This window comes from Caulobacter sp. AVps16 (genome assembly GCF_058681455.1).
The window spans coordinates 2,397,310-2,415,122 of sequence record NZ_CM178739.1 but is presented as its reverse complement, the minus strand read 5'-3'; the positions used below and the strand labels follow the sequence as shown (position 1 = coordinate 2,415,122).

Below are 17,813 nucleotides of genomic sequence, written 5' to 3'. Positions count from 1 at the left end.
ATCATGGTTCCCGAGCCTTCCATCTTCGATGAAATGGATACCGCGTCCGAAGATGCCGCTGACGCCGAAGGTTTGGCGGACATCGCTGCAGGCCGGGTCGTACCCCATGCCGAGGTCTCGGCCTGGCTTGAGACCTGGGGGGCGTCAGACGAAAATCCCATGCCAGTGTCTTGGCTGAAGTAGTCTGGTCTCGCCGGGCGCTTTCCGACCTTTTCGCGATCCGGGCCTATATCGGCCAGTTCAGCCCTCTCGCCGCGCAGCGTATGGCTAGCAGGCTTCGGGTGGCCGGGGACAGTCTTGTGAACCACCCTGATCGGGGTCGTCTGGTCACAGCGACCATACGGGAGCTGGTGGTCATTTCGCCCTACATTATCCGCTATCAGATCACGGGCGATCGGGTGAACATCATCCGTATCCGGCACGCCGCCCAGTTGTGAACATTCGGTAATTCATCCTGGGTTCAGGCGGCGGGCGCTCTTCTCACGGTCAAGTTTGTACCGGAGGGGACCCCCAATGAAATTCGCTTCGCTTGCCGCCGTCATCGCGCTGGCCTTCACCACCTCGGCCTGTGTGATCATCGACGCTGATGATCACCCCGACACCTCGGTCAATATCAGCAAGACCGATCTCGAGCCGATCCAGGGCGCGACCATCGACAAGGGCGACCTGGTGATCCGGGTGTCGTCCAACGGCTGTACCAATGCCGCCGATTTTGCCGTCGAGAGCAGCCGCCGCGACGGCACCGCCAGCTTCGCCTTCACCCGCAAGCGGCCGGACCTGTGCCGCGCCCTGATCGCCGAGGGCGTCGACCTGCGCTTCCCGCTGGATGCCTATGGCGTGGAGCGCGGTGCCAAGGTGCGTGTGCGCAATCCGCTCGTGCGGCCCTAGGGCGATTTGGAGGGGCGGCGCGAGTTGACTCCCCGCCGCCCCTCCGTCATAAACCGCGCCTTCCCGCCGCCGGCTCGCCGTGTGGCGCGGAAACATATGACGGACTGATGCGACGCCGCCGTTGAGATCGCGCCTCTACTAATTGAGGCGCCGGCCCGGATCGAACTGAAGAGACCAAGATGTCCAAGCGCCATAGCGCCAAGTACAAGATCGACCGCCGTATGGGCGAAAACCTCTGGGGCCGGCCCAAGTCGCCGGTCAACCAGCGGTCCTACGGCCCCGGCCAGCACGGCCAGCGCCGCAAGCAGAAGGTTTCCGACTTCGGTCTGCAGCTGCGCGCCAAGCAAAAGCTGAAGGGCTACTACGGCAACCTGACCGAGAAGCAATTCTCGCGCACCTACGAGGAAGCCGCCCGCCGCAAGGGCAACACCTCGGAAAACCTCATCTCGCTGCTCGAGTCGCGCCTGGACGCCATCGTCTATCGCGCCAAGTTCGTGCCGACCGTGTTCGCCGCCCGCCAGTTCGTGAACCACGGCCACGTGACCGTGAACGGCAAGCGCGTCAACATCGCCTCCTACCGCTGCAAGGCCGGCGACGTGATCGCCGTCCGCGAGCGTTCGCGCAACATGGCCCTGGTGCTGGAAGCCGTCGCCTCGGCCGAACGCGACTTCGCTGAATATGTCACCGTCGACGTCAAGGGCCTGTCGGCCACTTTCGTCCGCGCTCCGGAACTGTCGGAAGTGCCGTATCCGGTGAAGATGGAACCGAACCTCGTCGTCGAATTCTACGCTTCGTAAGAAGCCCTTCGACCTCGAAGACCTATCGGAAAGGCCCCGGAGCGATCCGGGGCCTTTTTCGTTTGGCACTCTGGCAAATCCCCCTTTGGGATAGGGCTATCGTATAGGGATTAAGCGCCAAAATCTGTCATCCCGGACAAGCTCGGCGAAGCCGGGCGAAGATCCGGGACCGACCTGGAACGCGGCGCTCAGGCGTCGGTCCCGGATCTTCGCGCTGCGCGCTCGTCCGGGATGACAGCCGTGTTTTGTCATATGCGATTGCCCTGCCCTTGGGGGGCTCGGTGCCACTTCCCCCGAAAGGGGAGGATCTTTTTTAAGGTGCCCCCCTTGAACCGGACTTGGGGCTGCATAGATGTCTAAAGCGGGCCGGGCCCCTCTGACGAGTGAATGCAAGCATTCGTGATGTCGGACCGCATCGGGTGTTCTCGATGTCTGGGTCCGGTTGTCCCTCCCCCCCCTCGGTCCGGATCCAGCGTTGAGAACACCCCCCGTTTGGAAAGGGAATGCTCATGCCGCTTCTGATGTGCCCCAACTGCGATGGTTCGATGCAGGCGGTGAACCGGGCCGGCGTCGAGTTTGACATGTGCCCCAAGTGCCGGGGTGTGTGGCTGGACCGTGGTGAACTGGAAAAGCTGATGGCCATGGAGCGCGAAGACGCCGCCGGTCAGGCAGCGCCGCTGCCGCCGCGTCAGGCACCTTCGTATCAGGCTCCGCCGCAGCAGCCGCAGCACTATGCGCCTGCGCCGCGTTATGAAGAGCCTCGCCGCTACAAGGATGACGATGACCGTCATCGCTATGGGCAGCATGGCCACTACAAGAAGAAGAAGGGCTTTGATCTCTTCGATATCTTCGACTGACCCGAGACGAATGAACCACTTCAAGACCTATGTGCTGCTGGCCGGCCTGACCGCCCTGTTCATGGCGGCAGGCTTTCTTCTGGGCGGCCCTACGGGCATGCTGATCGCCCTGGTCTTCGCGCTTGGCCTGAATGCGTTCTCCTACTGGAACGCCGACAAGATCGTCCTGAAGACCTATGGCGCGGTCGAGGTGGACGAAACCCATCCCGACCGCCGCATCCGCGACTATGTGGTCGATGTGAAGGCCATGTCCCACAAGGCCGGCCTGCCCCTGCCGCGCATCTGCGTGATGGAGAACAGCCAGCCCAACGCCTTCGCCACAGGGCGCGACCCCGAGCACGCCGCCGTGGCCGCCACCACGGGTCTCCTGGCCCTGCTGGACCGCGACGAGATCGCCGCGGTCATGGCCCATGAGCTGGCCCATGTGAAGAACCGCGACACCCTGACCATGACGGTGACGGCCACCATTGCCGGTGCCATCTCGGCCCTGGCCAATTTCGGTCTGTTCTTCGGCGGTTCGCGCGAGGGTGACCGGCCTGGCGGGGTGATCGGGGCCATCGCCATCGCCATTCTGGCTCCCATTGCGGCCATGCTGGTGCAGATGGCCATCAGCCGTTCGCGCGAATACGAGGCCGATCGCGTGGGGGCCCAGATCGGTGGCGACCCCGCCGCCCTGGCGCGCGCCCTGCAGAAGATCGAGGCCTATGCCCGCGGCGGGGCGGTGAACCACGAGGCCGAGCGCAATCCGGCCACGGCCCACATGTTCATCATCAATCCGCTGAACGGCAGCGGGGCCGACAACCTGTTCTCGACCCATCCGGCGACCCATAACCGCGTTGAGGCCCTTCTGGCCCTGGGTGTTGAGCAGGGTGGGCGGATCCGGCGCGCAGGCACCGCCGTGCCCGTCAGCACGCCGCGCCGGACAGGGCCCTGGAGCTAGTTCGCCTCCATCGGCAGCACCGGATTGTATTCCCAACCCCAGGGCAACCCACCTCGCTCCTGGGGCTTGGCGCGGCCAAGGCGGGGGCCGAGCGCGCCAGAACCGCCGCGAGGCCAAGAATGCCGTTGCGCATCATGTGTCTCTCCCCAAGGATCGCGGGGACAGTCCCCCGGGGTTCGTACCGCCGTCTATGCCGCCCTCCCGTCGCTCTCTGCTGGTTTCAGGCCTGGCTCTGATCGTGGCTGGCTGCGCCACGCGGCCGAGTCTGATCGTGTCCGATGGGGTCTGGCCGGAACTGGAGCCCGTCGGGGTGACGGCCGGACGCGAGGGACTGAACCTGCGGTTGGCTTCCAGGGGCTGTACGCTGAAGGCGGATATTGTGTTTCGTGTTGATCGGTCAGAGGGCAGGGCCGTGCTGGCCTTCGCGCGACGGAGGCTGGAGACCTGCCGGTTTGGCGATGTGGGAGCGGTCGATCTTGCCTTCAGCTACGCAGAGCTGGGCCTGGGGCGCGGCGAGCGTTTCGAGGTGGCCAATCCGCGCCTGTAGTCGCTGCCCGACCTAGATCTTCGCCGTAAACCGCTCGACCATCCAGTCCAGCACCCGGGCCGGGCGGCGGGCGGCGATGTCGATCAGCACCCAGTCGGTCCGGCTCTGGGCACACATCTCGCCGTCGGGACCATCGATGCGGACATAGCGCTCGAAGCGCGGGCCCTTCAGTTCGCCGACCCAGGTATAGCCGGTGGCGATCTCGTCCAGCCTCAGTTCGCGGCGGTAGTCGATCTCGTGGCGGCGCGCCACCCAGCTCCAGCCAGCCCGTTCCTCGGGCGTGGTCCGGGCTTCCCAATGGGTTATGGCCAGGTCCTGGGCCCAGGCCAGATAGACCACGTTGTTGACGTGTTCATTGGCGTCGATATCCGCCGCCGTGGGCGTGAACGTCATCGAGAAGGCGTTGAGGGCCGGCTGAAAGACCCTGCTCAAGCGGCGATCAGGCCCTGTTCGGCAAAGAGGGTCTTCAGCTCGCCGGACTGGAACATCTCGCGGACGATGTCGCTGCCGCCGATGAACTCACCCTTCACATAGAGCTGGGGAATGGTCGGCCAGTCGGTGAAGGTCTTGATGCCCTGACGCAGGTCATCATCCTGCAGCACGTCGACGCCGATGAACTCGACGCCCAGATGGTCGAGGATCTGGACGCTGACCGCCGAAAAGCCGCAGCGCGGCTGGTCGGGGACGCCCTTCATGAACAGCACCACGGCGTGGTCGGTCACGGTCTTGGCGATAAAGTCGAGGGCGGGGGAAGCGGCGGCGTCGGTCATGGCGGGCAGATCCTTGCAAGTCCCTTCAGCTAGGCGCCGCAGGGCGGCGGGTCAAGAGCCGGGCTCAGCGCAGGGCGGCTTCGCGGGCCCGTTCCTGGGCGGAAAAGCGGGCCATTTCGATCTGGGCGCAGACGCCGTTGGGCAGGTCACGCTCGACCACGCCGGCCAGACGCTCGATCTCGGCCCGGCTCTCGGCGGTGATGCGCACGGTGGCCAGGGAGGGTTCGGTCAGGGCATAGCCCAGGCAGATGTCCTCGGCGCACCAGCTTGGGGTGCCGGTCAGGAAGTCATAGCCGCCGACGTCGGCCAGGGGATCGCTGCGGCGCCGCCAGAGAGAAGGCTTCTGGACCAAGGGCTTGGTATTGATCTCGCGCAGGGCCTGGGGCCAGTAATCCTCGCCGATCACCGCAAGGTTCTGGGTGACGGCGGAACGGACACGATTGCGGTCCGCCCAGCCCGACGAGAGGTTGAACGGCGACGCCAGGGCGGTCACGAGGCCCGAGTCCAGCAGGCCGGGATGCAGGTCCCCACGGGTGGCGACGCCCAGGCCAAGGATGGCGCGTCCCTCGCGCAGGGTGCGCAAGGTCGCGATGGCGGCGGGCGACAGGTCAGGACCCACGGAATCGTTGATCAGTACCTGGTCCAGATAGTCCAGACCCAGGCCGTCGAAGGCAGAGGCCATCATCTGCTCGACCGCTGCGGCATTGAACTGGCCGGCGTCCTCGCGCACCCGCCAGGCCAGGAACAGCAGGCGCCGTTCGACCGAGGCGAAGGCTTCGGCCGCGCCCTGGAGCAGGGGCGGCGACTCGCCGTCGATCTGAAAACTGTTGATGCCGCTCTCGATGGCCGAGAAGATCAGGTCCCGCCACTCGCCGGCCCGCAGGCGCGACTGGTCCGACAGGCGAAGGGTGATCGCCGAAACCGTCATGCCCGAATTGCCGAACGGACGGTAGCGCATGACTAGCCGGCCTGGTCCGAGGACGGGGCGGCGGTTTCCAGGGCCAGGGCGTGCAGGGTTCCACCCAGCACATCGGCCAGGGCCCGGTTGACCATCTGGTGCTGCTTGACCCGGTTCAGCCCGCGGAAGGCCGGCGAAACGATACGGGCCTTGTAGTGATCGCCGTCTCCGGCCAGATCGGTCAGGACGATCTCGGCATCGGGGAAGGCGGCCTGCAGGCGGCCTTCGAGGTCGGCGGGAGACATGGGCACGGCAGGAAACTCCAGTCCTTGAAGAGGGTGTATCGCCGGTGAAATCTTAAGAACGGGCGTACGCGTGAAAGATGGGGCGTCTTTTGACCACAGCCATGGTTAAGTCGATTTAACTCCCTCTGGAAGGTGCCTGAGGGCATAGGGACGCCATGATTCATTTCCCCGCTTTTCGCATCGCCGGTCTTGCCCTGGCCTTGACCTTGGCTGCCGCCGGTTCGGTCTTCGCAGCCCCCGGTGACAAGGCGCTGGAGGACGTCCGCATCCTGTCGGACGACGCCATGCAGGGGCGGGCACCGGGTACGCCGGGATCGGCCCTGGCGCGGGCCCATATCCTCAAGCGCTTCGGCGAGATCGGCCTGTCGCCGGTCGGTGACGGTTTTGAGCACCCGTTCGGCTTCGACAAGCGCGATGGCACCCGGGTGGAGGCCATCAATCTGCTGGCCCGGATTCCAGGGTCCACGCCAGGCGGCAAGGTCCTGGTCGTCTCGGCCCATTACGACCATCTGGGCGTGCGCGGCGGCGAGGTGTTCAACGGTGCCGACGACAACGCCTCGGGCGTGGCGGGTCTGCTGGCGGTGGCCGAGGCCTTCAAGGTCCAGCCTCCCAAACACGATGTGATTCTGGCCGTGCTCGACGCCGAAGAGGGGGGACTGCGCGGGGCCCGGGCCTTTGTCGACAATCCGCCCGTGCTGCTGTCGACGATCGGCCTGAACATCAATTTCGACATGCTGAGCAAGAACAAGAAGAACGAGCTCTATGCCAGTGGCGCTTCGGCCTATCCGGCCCTGAAGCCCATTCTGGACGCCGTGGCGGCGACTTCGCCGGTTCGCCTGATGCAGGGCCACGATACCGACGCCGATGGCCCGCAGAACAACTGGACAAGCCAGTCGGACCATTACGTCTTTGCCGCCAAGGGCGTCCCCTGGGTGTATTTCGGGGTCGAGGACCACCCGGAATACCACCGCAGCACCGACGACTTCGCGACCATCCCGCAGGACTTCTTCCGGCGCTCGGTGGCCACGGTGGTCGCGGCCAGCCTTGCCCTGGAGCGCGACCTAGATCGCTTGCAGTCCGGCCACTGAGCCCTCGCTGGGCGCGGCCGATTGCCGCCCCAGTTGGCATGGGGGCTCATCTGATCTTAAGTTGAGGTCTGCACGCTCGAGTTCGAAGAGGATTCGCCGCAATCGAACGGTCAATGATGCGCGACACGATCATCAGGACCATCTGGATAGTGGCGGCCGTTGTCGGTGCCGCCACGGCGCTCGACTATGTCATCAACATCCTGATTGTGCCTGGCGCAGCCGAATTCTCGCCCGTTTCTACCGTTATCATCTCGTGCCTGATTACGACGCCACTGGCCTTTTACCTGACCCAGCAGCAGCAGGGCCTGATCAGGTTGCGGTCCGACCTCTCGAACAGTCTGGCCGGCAAGCAGCAGGCCATCGAGGAGGCGGAACGTCGGCGGGCCGAAGCCGAAGACGCCCTGGAGCGGTTACGGGAAAGCGATCGCCTCTATCGCCTGTTGTCAGAGAACCTGACCGACAACATCAATCTGTGGTCCAAGACCGGCGAGCGACTCTACATGTCACCGTCGATCGAGCGCTTGACCGGCTTTACGGTCGAGGAGTGGCTGACCTTGCCGCCTGAAGCCATGACCAGCCCCGAGGACTATGCCCATGTCCAGGCGCTGGTGCGCACCCTGGTGCCGGGCGGCGAGTCGAAGATCTATGAGTACGAAAGTGCCCGCAAGGACGGCACGCCGATCTGGTTCGAAAGCACCTATAAGCGCGTGGCCGGCGCTGAGCGGGAGCTGCTGGTTACGACGCGCGACGTCACGGAGCGCAAAAAGCTGGAACTGGAGCTGACCCGGGCGTTGGGGCTGGCCCAGTTGGCGGTGGCGGCGAAGTCCGACTTCCTGGCCAACATGACTCACGAACTTCGCACCCCGCTGAACGCCATCATCGGTTTCGCCGGCGTGCTGAAGGGGTCGACCACCCTGTCCGAGCGCGATGCGCGCCATGTGGGCCTGATCCAGGACGCCAGCAATACCCTGCTCAATGTCGTCAATGACGTGCTGGACTTTTCACGGCTCGAAGCCGGCGGGGTCGAGCTGGATCCGCAACCCTTTGACCCCCGCGAGATGGTCGCCTCCTGTGCCGCCCTGATTGAAGGACAGGCCGGGGCCAAGGGCCTGATCCTGGAGGTCGTGGCACCGGACGATGTGCAAGCCATGCAGGCCGATGCACCGCGTCTGACCCAGGTTTTGCTGAACTTCCTGTCCAATGCGGTGAAGTTCACCAATAGCGGCCGGGTCACCGTCGTGGTCGATCAGCGACTGGACGGCGAACAGGGGATGCTGCGCATCGAGGTGCGCGATACCGGTATCGGTATCGCCAGCCACCAGCTGGATGGCGTGTTTGAGCGCTTTTCACAGGCCGATGCGGCGGTGTCGCGTCGGTTCGGCGGCACGGGTCTGGGCCTGGCCATTTCCCGCCGCATCATCGAGCAGATGGGCGGCGATATCGGCGTCTATAGCCGCGAGGGCGAGGGGTCGCGCTTCTGGTTTGAAATCCGGGCTCCGCTCTGTGACCTGGTGCCGGAAGCGCCCAGGGAAGACCCCGCCCCGCCGGATTCGGATCAGTCCCTCCACCTGCTGCTGGTCGAGGACAATGCGGTCAATCGCGAGTTGATCCGCACCATGCTCGAACCCTTCGGCATCACGATCGAAACCGCCAATGACGGTGTTGCGGGCGTCGAGGCCATGCGTCAGGGCAGCTTTGATCTGGTGCTTATGGATGTCCAGATGCCGGGGATGGATGGCCTGACCGCCACGCGCCGGATCCGGGCCATGACCGACATGCCGGGATCACGCACGCCGATTGTCGCCATGACCGCCAATGTCCTGCCCGAACAGGTCGCCAACTGCATCGCGGCCGGCATGGATGATCACCTGGGCAAGCCGATCAATCCGACCAAGCTGCTGGAAACCGTCGCGCGCTGGTCCGGGCGCGAACATGCCGGAGCCATGGCGGTCTAGTCACCGCCTGAGCTGTCACACAGATTTTTCGTCAACGGTCGCATCCGGGCGTTCAGCACGGCCGTAACTCCGCTTGTCCCAGCAACGGACCAGTAAACTTCCCCGGAGACGATCTAATGAAGAAGTCCACACTGCTCGCCTTTGCTGGCGTGCTTTCGATGTCCTGCGCCGGAACTGCTATGGCGGCGATGGATCACCACGGCGCTCATCATGGAAAAACTGTGATGGTCGGTGGTGCGGCCATGTATCCGAGCCGTAATATTATCGAAAATGCCGTCAATTCCAAGGATCACACCACCCTGGTTGCTGCCGTCAAGGCCGCCGGTCTGGTCGAGACGCTGTCCAGCCCCGGCCCGTTCACGGTGTTCGCGCCCACCAATGCCGCCTTTGCCAAATTGCCGGCCGGCACGGTCGAGACCCTGGTCAAGCCTGAGAACAAGACCACCCTGACCACCATCCTGACCTATCACGTCGTCGCAGGCCGGCTGACCGCAGCCGACATCGCCGCCAAGGCCATGGCGGGCGGCGGCAAGGCCGTTCTGACCACCGTCCAGGGTGAGCCGATCACCATCGCCAAGGGCCATCACGGCTGGACGATCACCGACGCCAAGGGCGGGGTGTCCAATATCACCGTGGCGGACGTGCTGCAGTCCAATGGCGTGATCCACGTCATCGACACCGTACTGATGCCCTGATGCCGGCCTTGGCCTGAAACAGCTCTAGTTCTTGGGCGGCGGGGCCTTGGTGGCCGCGCCGTCCCTTGAATCCGGCACGTAAAGATTGGTGATCATCCGGGCGGCCAGGCCCCCGGGCTGGAAGCGGTCGCCATAGGCCTTGCAGGGGTCGGTCTTGGAGTCGATCTTCAGGCGCTTGCGGTCCTTGGGGCTCATCACCGAGGCCGCAGCGTCCGCGAAGGGTTCGGCAAACTGCAGGGCGTCACCCAGGCGCGACAGGGACGGATCATCGGTGCCGACAGCCATGGCGCGGCGGGCCCAGGCCAGGGCGGCGACCTGACGCTTGCCGCCGTCCGTGCGCATTTCCGCCTCGACGCCCAAACCGCCCAGGGTCCCGGGCGCGCGGAGCCCGATCGGGCCGGGAATGAAGAAGCCGGACGCGGCCGAGGCTGCCGAGGCGAACCGGCCCGTCGGCTCGAACCAGGTCACAGCCGCGCGGACCTCGGCATCGGCCTTGTCGGTCGGCACGATCTCATAGCGCTTGGACAGTTCAAAACAGAGCTGTGCATCCACCTCGCGCAAAACGGCGTCCCGCTCGACCGGGGTGAGGGGAGAGCGCTGATCGGCACCGTCTGACAGGATCGCCGGCGTCAGCGAGATCCGCTGGACGGTCTGAAGGGCGGGCAGGTCCTGAAACTGCCGGACCTTGGCTCGACCGCCCCGTTCCGGTGCCTGCAGGCTGTCATAGCCGCTCAGGAACCCCGAACGCTCCGGTGCGGCCGTGGCACAGGCGGCCAGGGCCAGGGGCAGGCCGATAACGGCCAGTATGGGCGTCAGACGTTTCATCATGAGCTGACTTCTCGCGGGCAATCGTGGCCGGGACGTGGCGCAGCTCAGCTCAGCTCGCCATGAATCCCGGCAGCCAGGCCTCGTGGGCATCGCGCAGGGTTTGCAGGGGTATCGAGAACAGATCCTTCGAGCCGAAGGCGTCGCCGCCGGCCACGCCCGCCTGGCAGGCATGGATGCCGGCCTCCTTGGCCGCTGCCAGAACCGCCTCGGGGTCCGGGGTGGCAATCAGGTAGCGGGCCTGGTCCTCGCCGAACAGATAGGGGTGGGCATTGGTCTGGCTGGAGGCGTTCAGGGTGATCCCGACCTTGCTGGCCAGGGCCACGTCGGCCGCCGCGATCAGCAGGCCACCGTCTGACAGGTCGTGCAGGCCGGCCACCAGGCCGGTGGGGATCAGGGCGCGGACGAAGTCGCCGTGCTTGCGCTCGGCCGCGAGGTCGACCGGCGGCGGGGCACCGTCTTCGCGGCCCAGGATTTCGCGCAGATAGATCGACGCGCCCAGTTCGCCCTGGGTTTCGCCGATCAGGATCAGGGTGTCGCCTTCGGCTACATTGCCGAAGCCCATGCGCAGGTCATAGTCCTCGAGCAGGCCCACGGCACCGACGGTCGGGGTCGGCGGAATGGCGACGCCGTTGGTCTCGTTGTAGAGCGAGACATTGCCGCTCACGACCGGGAAGTCGAGCGCCCGGCAGGCCTCGGCCATGCCGTCGGTGGCGCGGACGATCTGGCCCATGGTTTCGGGCTTTTCGGGGCTGCCGAAATTCAGGTTGTCGGTGATGGCGATCGGCAGCGAGCCGGCGGCGGTCAGGTTGCGCCAGGCTTCGGCCACAGCCTGCTTGCCGCCCTCATAGGGGTCGTTCTGGACATAGCGCGGGGTGACGTCGCTGGTCACGGCGATGGCCTTGCCCTTGCCGTGGATGCGGACGATGCCGGCGTCGCAGCCTGTGGCGCTGTCTTCCAGGGTGTCGGCCATCACGTGGCGGTCATACTGCTCCCACAGCCAGCGCTTGGAGGCCATGTCGGGGCTGCCGACGACCTTGAGCACGGCGGCGGTCCAGTCAGCGGGGGCGGGCACCTGGCCGGGATCAAGGCGCGGGTGCAGGGTCGGCTGGACCCACGGACGGTCGTAAAGCGGTGCATCGTCGAACAGCGGTGCCAGCGGCACGTCGCAGACGGTTTTGCCGTGATGCTTCAGCACCAGGCGGCCGGTGTCGGTGGTGTAGCCAATGACGGCCGCGTCCAGACCCCATTTTTCGAAGATGGCGTGGCCTTCGTGCTCGCGGCCGGGCTTGAGCACCGCCAGCATCCGCTCCTGGCTTTCCGAGAGCATCATCTCATATGCGCTCATGCCGGTTTCGCGCTGGGGCACCATGTCCATGTTCAGCTCGATGCCGACCCCGCCCTTGCCGGCCATCTCGACCGAGGAGGAGGTCAGGCCTGCGGCGCCCATGTCCTGGATGGCGGCGACGGCGCCGGTGGCCATCAGCTCCAGGGTGGCCTCGATCAGCAGCTTTTCGGCAAAGGGGTCGCCGACCTGGACGGTGGGGCGCTTTTCCTCGGAGTCTTCCGAGAATTCGGCCGAGGACATGGTCGCGCCGTGGATGCCGTCGCGGCCGGTCTTGGAGCCGAAATAGACCACGGCCAGGCCCGCGCCCGGGGCGGCGGAATAGAAGATCTTGTCGGCCTCGGCGTGACCCACACACATGGCGTTGACCAGGATGTTGCCGTTGTAGCCCTTGTGGAAGTTGGTCTCGCCCGCGACCGTCGGCACGCCCACGCAGTTGCCGTAGCCGGCGATGCCGGCCACGACGCCGTCGACCAGTCGCTTGGTCTTCGGATGGCTGGGGTCACCAAAGCGCAGGGCGTTCAGCAGGGCGATGGGGCGCGCGCCCATGGTGAAGACGTCGCGCATGATGCCGCCGACACCCGTCGCCGCGCCCTGATAGGGCTCGATGTAGGAGGGGTGGTTGTGGCTCTCCATCTTGAAGATGATCGCGTCGCCATCGCCGATGTCGATGACGCCGGCGTTCTCGCCCGGTCCACAGATCACGCGCGGGCCGCTGATCGGGAACTTTTTCAGCTGGTTCTTGGAGGACTTGTACGAGCAGTGCTCGCTCCACATCACTGAGAACACGCCCAGCTCGACCAGATTGGGCTCGCGGCCCAGGCGGTCGAGAACGACGGCATATTCCTCGGCGTTGAGGCCGAATTCGCGGGCCATCTCGGCCATGGACTTTGCGGAGGGCGTGGAGGAGGTGCTCATGGGGGCGCGTTCTAGCGCGCTACCACGGATTCCGCCACCGGCGAGGACCGGTTAGTGGCCGGATTATCCGCCTATGCGACCCGACTTGCCGGCGGGGACTTCCTCCATCGCATCCGGCGCACTGACCTTGGCCGGCTTGCCGGACAGATCGTCAAGGGCCGCCGTGGTCTGCTTGTGGGCGATGGCGATCCAGCTGTCCATCCGGGCTCCAGCCCCGGCGAACGACTTCTGCTGGAACGCCAACCCCGCCGTCAAAGCGCCGAGCAGGCACAGCGGAACCACGACCACATTGACCAGCGGATTGCCGGGCTTGCGGCGCTTGCGGGCCCAGACAGGGACGCCGCTGACGGGTTCAGGTGTGCTCATGGTCTCGTCCGCTCGAGGTCGTCGACGGATTTCGGTTTCCGCGCGGAGGCACGGCCCTGAGATCGTCGCTTCTTGTTCGAGACCACTAAGTGACGCGACGCGCGCCACTTTCCACCACTCTCCCTCTCGGAGCGAGCTTGGTCGGCTGTGCAGGTCCAGACAGGCGACTGTCCGGCTTGAAACCCCGGGGCGAAGCGGGCGAACATGGTCATGCCGGGAAAACCCGCCCCGCCCACAGAGGTTCACCCGCCATGCCCGGACCGACAGCAGAAATCGACCGCCGCCGCCTCCTGGTCGCCCTGCTGGTCGCGCCGCTTGGGGCCGCGGCCCCGGGTCCGGTTCAGGTAAGGCTGGCGACTGGACGGGGCGACATCGTCATTGAACTCTATCCCGACAGGGCCCCGATCACCGTCGCCAACTTCCTCGCCTATGCCGACCAGCACTTCCTCGACGGCGGCAGCTTCTATCGCACCGTCGGACCCTGGAACGACAACAACCCGGCAACCATCAGCGTGATCCAGGGCGGGCTGAACCGCGATGACAGCCCGCTGCCGGCCATCGCCCATGAAACCACCCGCCAGACCGGCCTGCGGCATGTGGACGGGGTGATCTCGATGGCTCGTGATGCCCCGGGCACGGCCGGCGCGGAGTTCTTTATCTGTATCGGTGACAATCCGGCCCTCGACTTCGGCGGGGCGCGCAATCCGGATGGCCAGGGGTTCGCAGCCTTTGGCCGGGTCATCGCGGGCATGGACGTGGTGCGGGCCATCCACAAGGCGCCGACCGTCAGTACCGCCGGCGATCCCTATATGAAGGGTCAGATCATTGCAGATCCCGTGAAAATTCAGAAGCTTGGCCGCAACTAAGGCAGCTCTGCCTGAGGAACGCCACACCCCTGCCGACGTTGTTTCTCCGTGCGCCCCATGCGCGCAGTGCCAAGGAGTGAACGTCGATGGCTGACAATAATCGCAAGCCTGAGCAGCAACAGGCCGATCCGGCCCGCCCGGCCCCCGGCCAACAGCAGAAGCAGGCCCAGCCCAAGCCTGAAGAAGCAGGCCATAACCCGGGCGGTCAGGCGGACAAGAGCGACCGCAAGGATCAGACCGGTCAGGTCAAGCCTGACGGTGCCCATCGCACTGACCGCTGAGGGTCAGGCGACCGAGAAATGAGGAAGGGCCGGCGATCTGTCGCCGGCCCTTTGTCATGGGTCTTACTTCTCGACGACCGGCAGCTCGATGAAGCTGGCCGTGTCGCCGGCACGGAACACCCGCTGGGTGGCCTTCACATAGTCGGCCGGCTTGGCCAGCAGGATATTGGGCGTGAAGGTCTGCGGGTTGCGATCATAGAGCGGGAACCAGCTGGACTGCACCTGGACCATGATCCGGTGCCCCGGCAGGAAGGTGTGGTTGGCGGTCGGCAGGATGAACTGGTACTTCAGCGGCGCATTGGGCTTGATCGCCTTGGGATCGCTGAAACTCTCGCGATACCGTCCCCGGAAGATGTCCATGCCGACGGCCAGCTGGTAGCCGCCCAGTTCGGGCTGGCTGGGAACCTCGTCGGGATAGACGTCGATCAGCTTGACCACCCAGTCACTGTCGGAGCCGCTGGTCGAGGCGATCAGATTGACCTTGGGCACGCCGGCGATGGTCACGGGCTTGTCCAGAGGCTCGGTCGTGTAGGTCAGCACATCGGTGCGGTCGGCGAAGGCGCGCTGGTCGGTAACCAGCCACGTTTTCCAGCGGTCGCCGTCGGCGAAGCGCACCGGGCGCGGTACGTAAGGTACGGGCTTGGCCGGATCGGAGACATATTCGTCAAAGGCCGCCGCGCCCTTGGCCGCCGCCGGAGCGGTGAAGGACAGGCCGCCGCCGGCTGCCAGATACAGCGGCTTTGACGTGCTCTGGCAGTTGCTCTCGCAGGCCAGGGGCCAGGTCTTGAAGCGGTCCCAGTGCTTGGCCCCGGTATTGTAGATCAGCACCGGCGGCGTGTCGGCCTTGGGCGCACCGTCCTTCAGATACTGGTCGAAGAAGGGCTTGAGGGTGTCGCGCCGGAACTGCAGGGCGGTGTCGCCCTCCCACTTGAACGGACCCAGATTGTAGCCGTCATAATTGACCTGGCTGTGCCGCCAGGGGCCCAGCACCAGGAAGCTCTTGTCGTTGGCGGTGTCCTTGGGCTCGGTAGCGGCATAGGCGTGGACGCCGCCCCACATGTCTTCCTGGTCCCACAGGCCCTGGATCCACATGACCGGCACCTTGAGCGGCGTCTTGGCCATGGTCTTGTCGAGAGCCTGCTCGCTCCAGAAGGGCGTATAGGCCGTGTTTTCGACCAGCTTCTTCCACCAGGGCAGGCCGTCCAGACCGTTCAGCCTGGCGTAGTCGCCGGCCGAGCCCGCGCGGCGGAAGGTCTCATAGTCGTCATAGCCGGGACGGGTCACGTCATCGGCCGCGCCGCGCGCCGTGGTCTGGCTGGCGAAGAAGTCGAAATTGATCTGCCGGAACGCGCCGTGGTGAAACCAGTCGTCGCCCATCCAGCCGTCGATCATCGGGCTCATCGGCGCGGCCACCTTCAGGGCCGGGTGCGGATTGACCAGGGCCATCACCACGGTGAAGCCCTCATAGGAACTGCCCATCATCCCGACCTTGCCGTTGGTCTCGGGCACGTTCTTCACCAGCCAGTCGATGGTGTCATAGGCGTCGGTCGAGTGATCGACCTCGGAGGAATTGAGCGGCCCCTTCAGCGGCCGGGTCATCACATAGTCGCCTTCCGAACCATACTTGCCGCGCACGTCCTGGAAGACGCGGATATAGCCGCCGTCAGCCACGAACGGCTCGTCGCCCTGGGGCAGGGTCGAGATCATCCGTGGGCTCTCGTTGCGCGAGGCCCGCTTGGCGGCGTTGTAGGGCGTGCGGGTCATGATGATCGGCAGGCTCTTGCCGCCCTTGGGGATCACGATGACGGTGTAGAGCCTGGTCCCGTCGCGCATGGGGATCATCACCACCCGCTTGTCGTAGTCATAGCCGACCTTGGCGGCGACATACTTGCCGTCGATGTCCGGCGTCAGGGCCGGAGTCTGGGCGGTGGCCTGGGCGGCGAGGGCGATGGTCGCGACGGCGGCCAGAAGCCCCGCGCGCAGGGGGGTGACGAGACTCATGGTGCGCTCCTGAAGAGGCAGGCACCTTAGGAGCGGTTTGGGCGGGGGGCTATGGTGTTGCGACTTCTCGTCCTTCTCCCCTTGCGGGAGAAGGGTACTCAGGCGCTGGCAAACACGCTGCGGAACAGGATCGCGCCGTCTTCCGAGCCCAGGTCGGCGTCAAACGACCGGTCGGGGTGGGGCATCAGGCCCAGGACATTGCCCTTGGCATTGACGATACCGGCAATGTCGCGGGCCGAGCCGTTGGGGTTGTCCTTGTAGCGGAACACCACCTGGCCTTCGCCCTCGATGCGGTTCAGCGTCTCTTCGTCGGCGAAGAAATTGCCCTCGCCGTTGCCGACGGTCATCACCGCCTCGCGCTGCTCGCCGAACTCGGCGGTGAAGCGGGTCTGGCTGTTGACGATGTCGAGCGCCACCGGCTTGCAGATGTATTTCAGCTTCTCGTTGCGCAGCAGGGCCCCGGGCAGCAGACCCGCCTCGCACAGTACCTGGAAGCCGTTGCAGATGCCGACCACGGCCATGCCGCTGTCGGCGGCCTTGACGACCTCTTTCATGACCGGGCTCTGGGCGGCCATGGCCCCGCAGCGCAGATAGTCGCCATAGGAGAAGCCGCCGGGCAGGACGATCAGGTCCAGGTCATCCGGCAGGGCCGTTTCCTGGTGCCAGACCATCTCGACGCGGGCTCCGGCCGAGCGCTCGATGGCAACCTTGCAATCGCGGTCGCAGTTGGACCCGGGGAAGACGATGACGGCGGCTTTCATGGCGCGGGCTCTTAGCAGCGTTCGGGCAGGATGTCAGTCCCGCGCGACCGGAAACTCAGACGCATTCGTCCGGAACAGGCGCATCTGCCTGGCCGGTCGGGGCCGGGAAGGGCGTCCTGAAGGTGAAGGCCGCCGGGCCCGGCCCGTGGGCCGCCAGCTGCGCCAACCGTTCCAGGGCCTCGGCCAGGGTCGGCCTGTGGCCGTCCGGGACCCACCACAGGGCCATTGAGTCCTGGTGCGCCTCGAACCACTCGTGGCGGCGGCGCATGAGCGCGACATGGCCGCTGCGATAGACGAAGGCCCCGAGCGCGGCGATATCGGTCCAGACCGACAGGTTCGGGATCAGCAGCGGATCGTCGTCAATCGCCAGGTCCGTGGCATTGTTCCCCTCGCCCGTGAGCCGCCACACGAAGCCGGGTGAGGCCTCGGCCAGGGCGTTTATCCGGTCGAGGTTGTCGGCGAAGTCCCTGATCAGCGGATCATCGATCGGGGCCTTCAGGCGTCCGATATTGATCTCGGCCAGGTGGAACTTGGCGCTCATCGACGGTCTCCCTTCCGCTCGGTCCTCACGGCCAGGCTGACCAGAGGTTCCCGCCCTGGGGGCGGGTGTCAACCGGCGGGCAGTGACGGTCTGAAGGTCCGGTTGTCGGCAGGGTGGCGATGGTAGACTTCGACCCAAAGCAGCCCTTAACTAACCGCCCCGACAGGTC

General features: G+C 65.6%; 22 protein-coding genes. 12 read left to right on the top strand and 10 right to left on the bottom strand.

The features are described from left to right. The first annotated feature begins 3 nt into the window (after positions 1-3). From ACW17U_RS11635 to ACW17U_RS11605, 7 genes are all read left to right on the top strand, one after another. A complete protein-coding gene (locus tag ACW17U_RS11635; protein WP_492052576.1) occupies positions 4-183 on the top strand; it encodes an antitoxin in 180 nt (59 codons plus the stop codon). Next, on the top strand, positions 171-437 hold the full coding sequence (locus tag ACW17U_RS11630) for a type II toxin-antitoxin system RelE/ParE family toxin (RefSeq protein ID WP_492052574.1): 267 nt from the start codon (positions 171-173) through the stop codon (positions 435-437). Before ACW17U_RS11635 ends, ACW17U_RS11630 begins: the two co-directional genes overlap by 13 nt. A 76-nt stretch (positions 438-513) precedes the next feature. Further along, positions 514-888, top strand: coding sequence for a hypothetical protein (locus tag ACW17U_RS11625; RefSeq protein WP_492052572.1), 375 nt, complete (start codon positions 514-516; stop codon positions 886-888). A gap of 179 nt (positions 889-1,067) precedes the next feature. Next, positions 1,068-1,685 (top strand): 30S ribosomal protein S4, encoded by a 618-nt coding sequence (gene rpsD / locus ACW17U_RS11620; RefSeq protein WP_062145186.1) that lies wholly within the window; start codon positions 1,068-1,070, stop codon positions 1,683-1,685. A gap of 509 nt (positions 1,686-2,194) precedes the next feature. After that, entirely contained in the window at positions 2,195-2,542 is a 348-nt protein-coding gene (locus ACW17U_RS11615) for a TFIIB-type zinc ribbon-containing protein (protein ID WP_492055724.1), read from the top strand. 10 nt (positions 2,543-2,552) lie between these two features. Then, entirely contained in the window at positions 2,553-3,482 is a 930-nt protein-coding gene (htpX, locus tag ACW17U_RS11610) for a zinc metalloprotease HtpX (RefSeq protein WP_492052570.1), read from the top strand. Between the two features lie 190 nt (positions 3,483-3,672). Next, positions 3,673-4,029: a hypothetical protein gene (locus tag ACW17U_RS11605; RefSeq protein ID WP_492052569.1), complete on the top strand. Its 357-nt coding sequence runs from the start codon at positions 3,673-3,675 to the stop codon at positions 4,027-4,029. Between the two features lie 12 nt (positions 4,030-4,041). Here ACW17U_RS11605 and ACW17U_RS11600 read toward each other — a convergent pair whose 3' ends face one another. The 4 genes from ACW17U_RS11600 to ACW17U_RS11585 all read right to left on the bottom strand — a co-directional run bounded on the left by ACW17U_RS11600 (position 4,042) and on the right by ACW17U_RS11585 (position 6,008). Beyond that, positions 4,042-4,461, bottom strand: a complete 420-nt coding sequence (locus ACW17U_RS11600; protein WP_492052567.1) for an acyl-CoA thioesterase — start codon at positions 4,459-4,461, stop codon at positions 4,042-4,044. Continuing rightward, entirely contained in the window at positions 4,458-4,799 is a 342-nt protein-coding gene (gene grxD, locus ACW17U_RS11595; RefSeq protein ID WP_062145196.1) for a Grx4 family monothiol glutaredoxin, read from the bottom strand. The genes ACW17U_RS11600 and grxD overlap by 4 nt, the downstream gene beginning before the upstream one ends. 64 nt (positions 4,800-4,863) lie before the next feature. Continuing rightward, positions 4,864-5,757 carry an aldo-keto reductase family protein gene (locus ACW17U_RS11590; protein ID WP_492052565.1) on the bottom strand — a complete coding sequence of 298 codons (894 nt, stop codon included), beginning with the start codon at positions 5,755-5,757 and terminating at the stop codon, positions 4,864-4,866. A gap of 2 nt (positions 5,758-5,759) precedes the next feature. Then, positions 5,760-6,008 (bottom strand): BolA/IbaG family iron-sulfur metabolism protein, encoded by a 249-nt coding sequence (locus ACW17U_RS11585; protein WP_492052563.1) that lies wholly within the window; start codon positions 6,006-6,008, stop codon positions 5,760-5,762. A 149-nt stretch (positions 6,009-6,157) separates the two neighbouring features. On the opposite strand from ACW17U_RS11585, the gene ACW17U_RS11580 reads away from it, so the two are divergent. The 3 genes from ACW17U_RS11580 (at position 6,158) to ACW17U_RS11570 (ending at position 9,740) form a co-directional block, all read left to right on the top strand. Further along, positions 6,158-7,090, top strand: coding sequence for a M20/M25/M40 family metallo-hydrolase (locus tag ACW17U_RS11580; protein WP_492052562.1), 933 nt, complete (start codon positions 6,158-6,160; stop codon positions 7,088-7,090). Positions 7,091-7,206: 116 nt separating this feature from the next. Further along, entirely contained in the window at positions 7,207-9,045 is a 1,839-nt protein-coding gene (locus tag ACW17U_RS11575) for a PAS domain-containing hybrid sensor histidine kinase/response regulator (RefSeq protein ID WP_492052560.1), read from the top strand. 116 nt (positions 9,046-9,161) lie between these two features. Next, complete coding sequence (locus tag ACW17U_RS11570) at positions 9,162-9,740, top strand: fasciclin domain-containing protein (RefSeq protein WP_492052558.1); 579 nt, start codon at positions 9,162-9,164, stop codon at positions 9,738-9,740. Positions 9,741-9,764: 24 nt separating this feature from the next. Here ACW17U_RS11570 and ACW17U_RS11565 read toward each other — a convergent pair whose 3' ends face one another. The 3 genes from ACW17U_RS11565 to ACW17U_RS11555 form a co-directional block, all read right to left on the bottom strand. Continuing rightward, positions 9,765-10,568 carry a DUF3313 family protein gene (locus ACW17U_RS11565; protein WP_492052556.1) on the bottom strand — a complete coding sequence of 268 codons (804 nt, stop codon included), beginning with the start codon at positions 10,566-10,568 and terminating at the stop codon, positions 9,765-9,767. Positions 10,569-10,617: 49 nt separating this feature from the next. Continuing rightward, the gene (purL, locus tag ACW17U_RS11560) at positions 10,618-12,828 is read right to left on the bottom strand and encodes a phosphoribosylformylglycinamidine synthase subunit PurL (protein WP_492052554.1); all 2,211 of its coding nucleotides are present in this window, start codon (positions 12,826-12,828) and stop codon (positions 10,618-10,620) included. A gap of 63 nt (positions 12,829-12,891) precedes the next feature. Continuing rightward, a complete protein-coding gene (locus tag ACW17U_RS11555) occupies positions 12,892-13,194 on the bottom strand; it encodes a hypothetical protein (RefSeq protein ID WP_062145211.1) in 303 nt (100 codons plus the stop codon). 251 nt (positions 13,195-13,445) lie between these two features. On the opposite strand from ACW17U_RS11555, the gene ACW17U_RS11550 reads away from it, so the two are divergent. Continuing rightward, the gene (locus ACW17U_RS11550; protein ID WP_492052553.1) at positions 13,446-14,060 is read left to right on the top strand and encodes a peptidylprolyl isomerase; all 615 of its coding nucleotides are present in this window, start codon (positions 13,446-13,448) and stop codon (positions 14,058-14,060) included. An 86-nt stretch (positions 14,061-14,146) separates the two neighbouring features. Further along, positions 14,147-14,341 (top strand): hypothetical protein, encoded by a 195-nt coding sequence (locus ACW17U_RS11545; protein WP_492052551.1) that lies wholly within the window; start codon positions 14,147-14,149, stop codon positions 14,339-14,341. A gap of 63 nt (positions 14,342-14,404) precedes the next feature. Here ACW17U_RS11545 and ACW17U_RS11540 read toward each other — a convergent pair whose 3' ends face one another. From ACW17U_RS11540 to ACW17U_RS11530, 3 genes are all read right to left on the bottom strand, one after another. Next, positions 14,405-16,342, bottom strand: coding sequence for a CocE/NonD family hydrolase (locus ACW17U_RS11540; protein ID WP_492052549.1), 1,938 nt, complete (start codon positions 16,340-16,342; stop codon positions 14,405-14,407). 98 nt (positions 16,343-16,440) lie between these two features. Continuing rightward, positions 16,441-17,103: a phosphoribosylformylglycinamidine synthase subunit PurQ gene (gene purQ / locus ACW17U_RS11535; RefSeq protein ID WP_062145217.1), complete on the bottom strand. Its 663-nt coding sequence runs from the start codon at positions 17,101-17,103 to the stop codon at positions 16,441-16,443. A gap of 55 nt (positions 17,104-17,158) precedes the next feature. After that, a complete protein-coding gene (locus ACW17U_RS11530; protein WP_492052547.1) occupies positions 17,159-17,644 on the bottom strand; it encodes a DUF3291 domain-containing protein in 486 nt (161 codons plus the stop codon). Positions 17,645-17,813 lie beyond the last annotated feature (169 nt).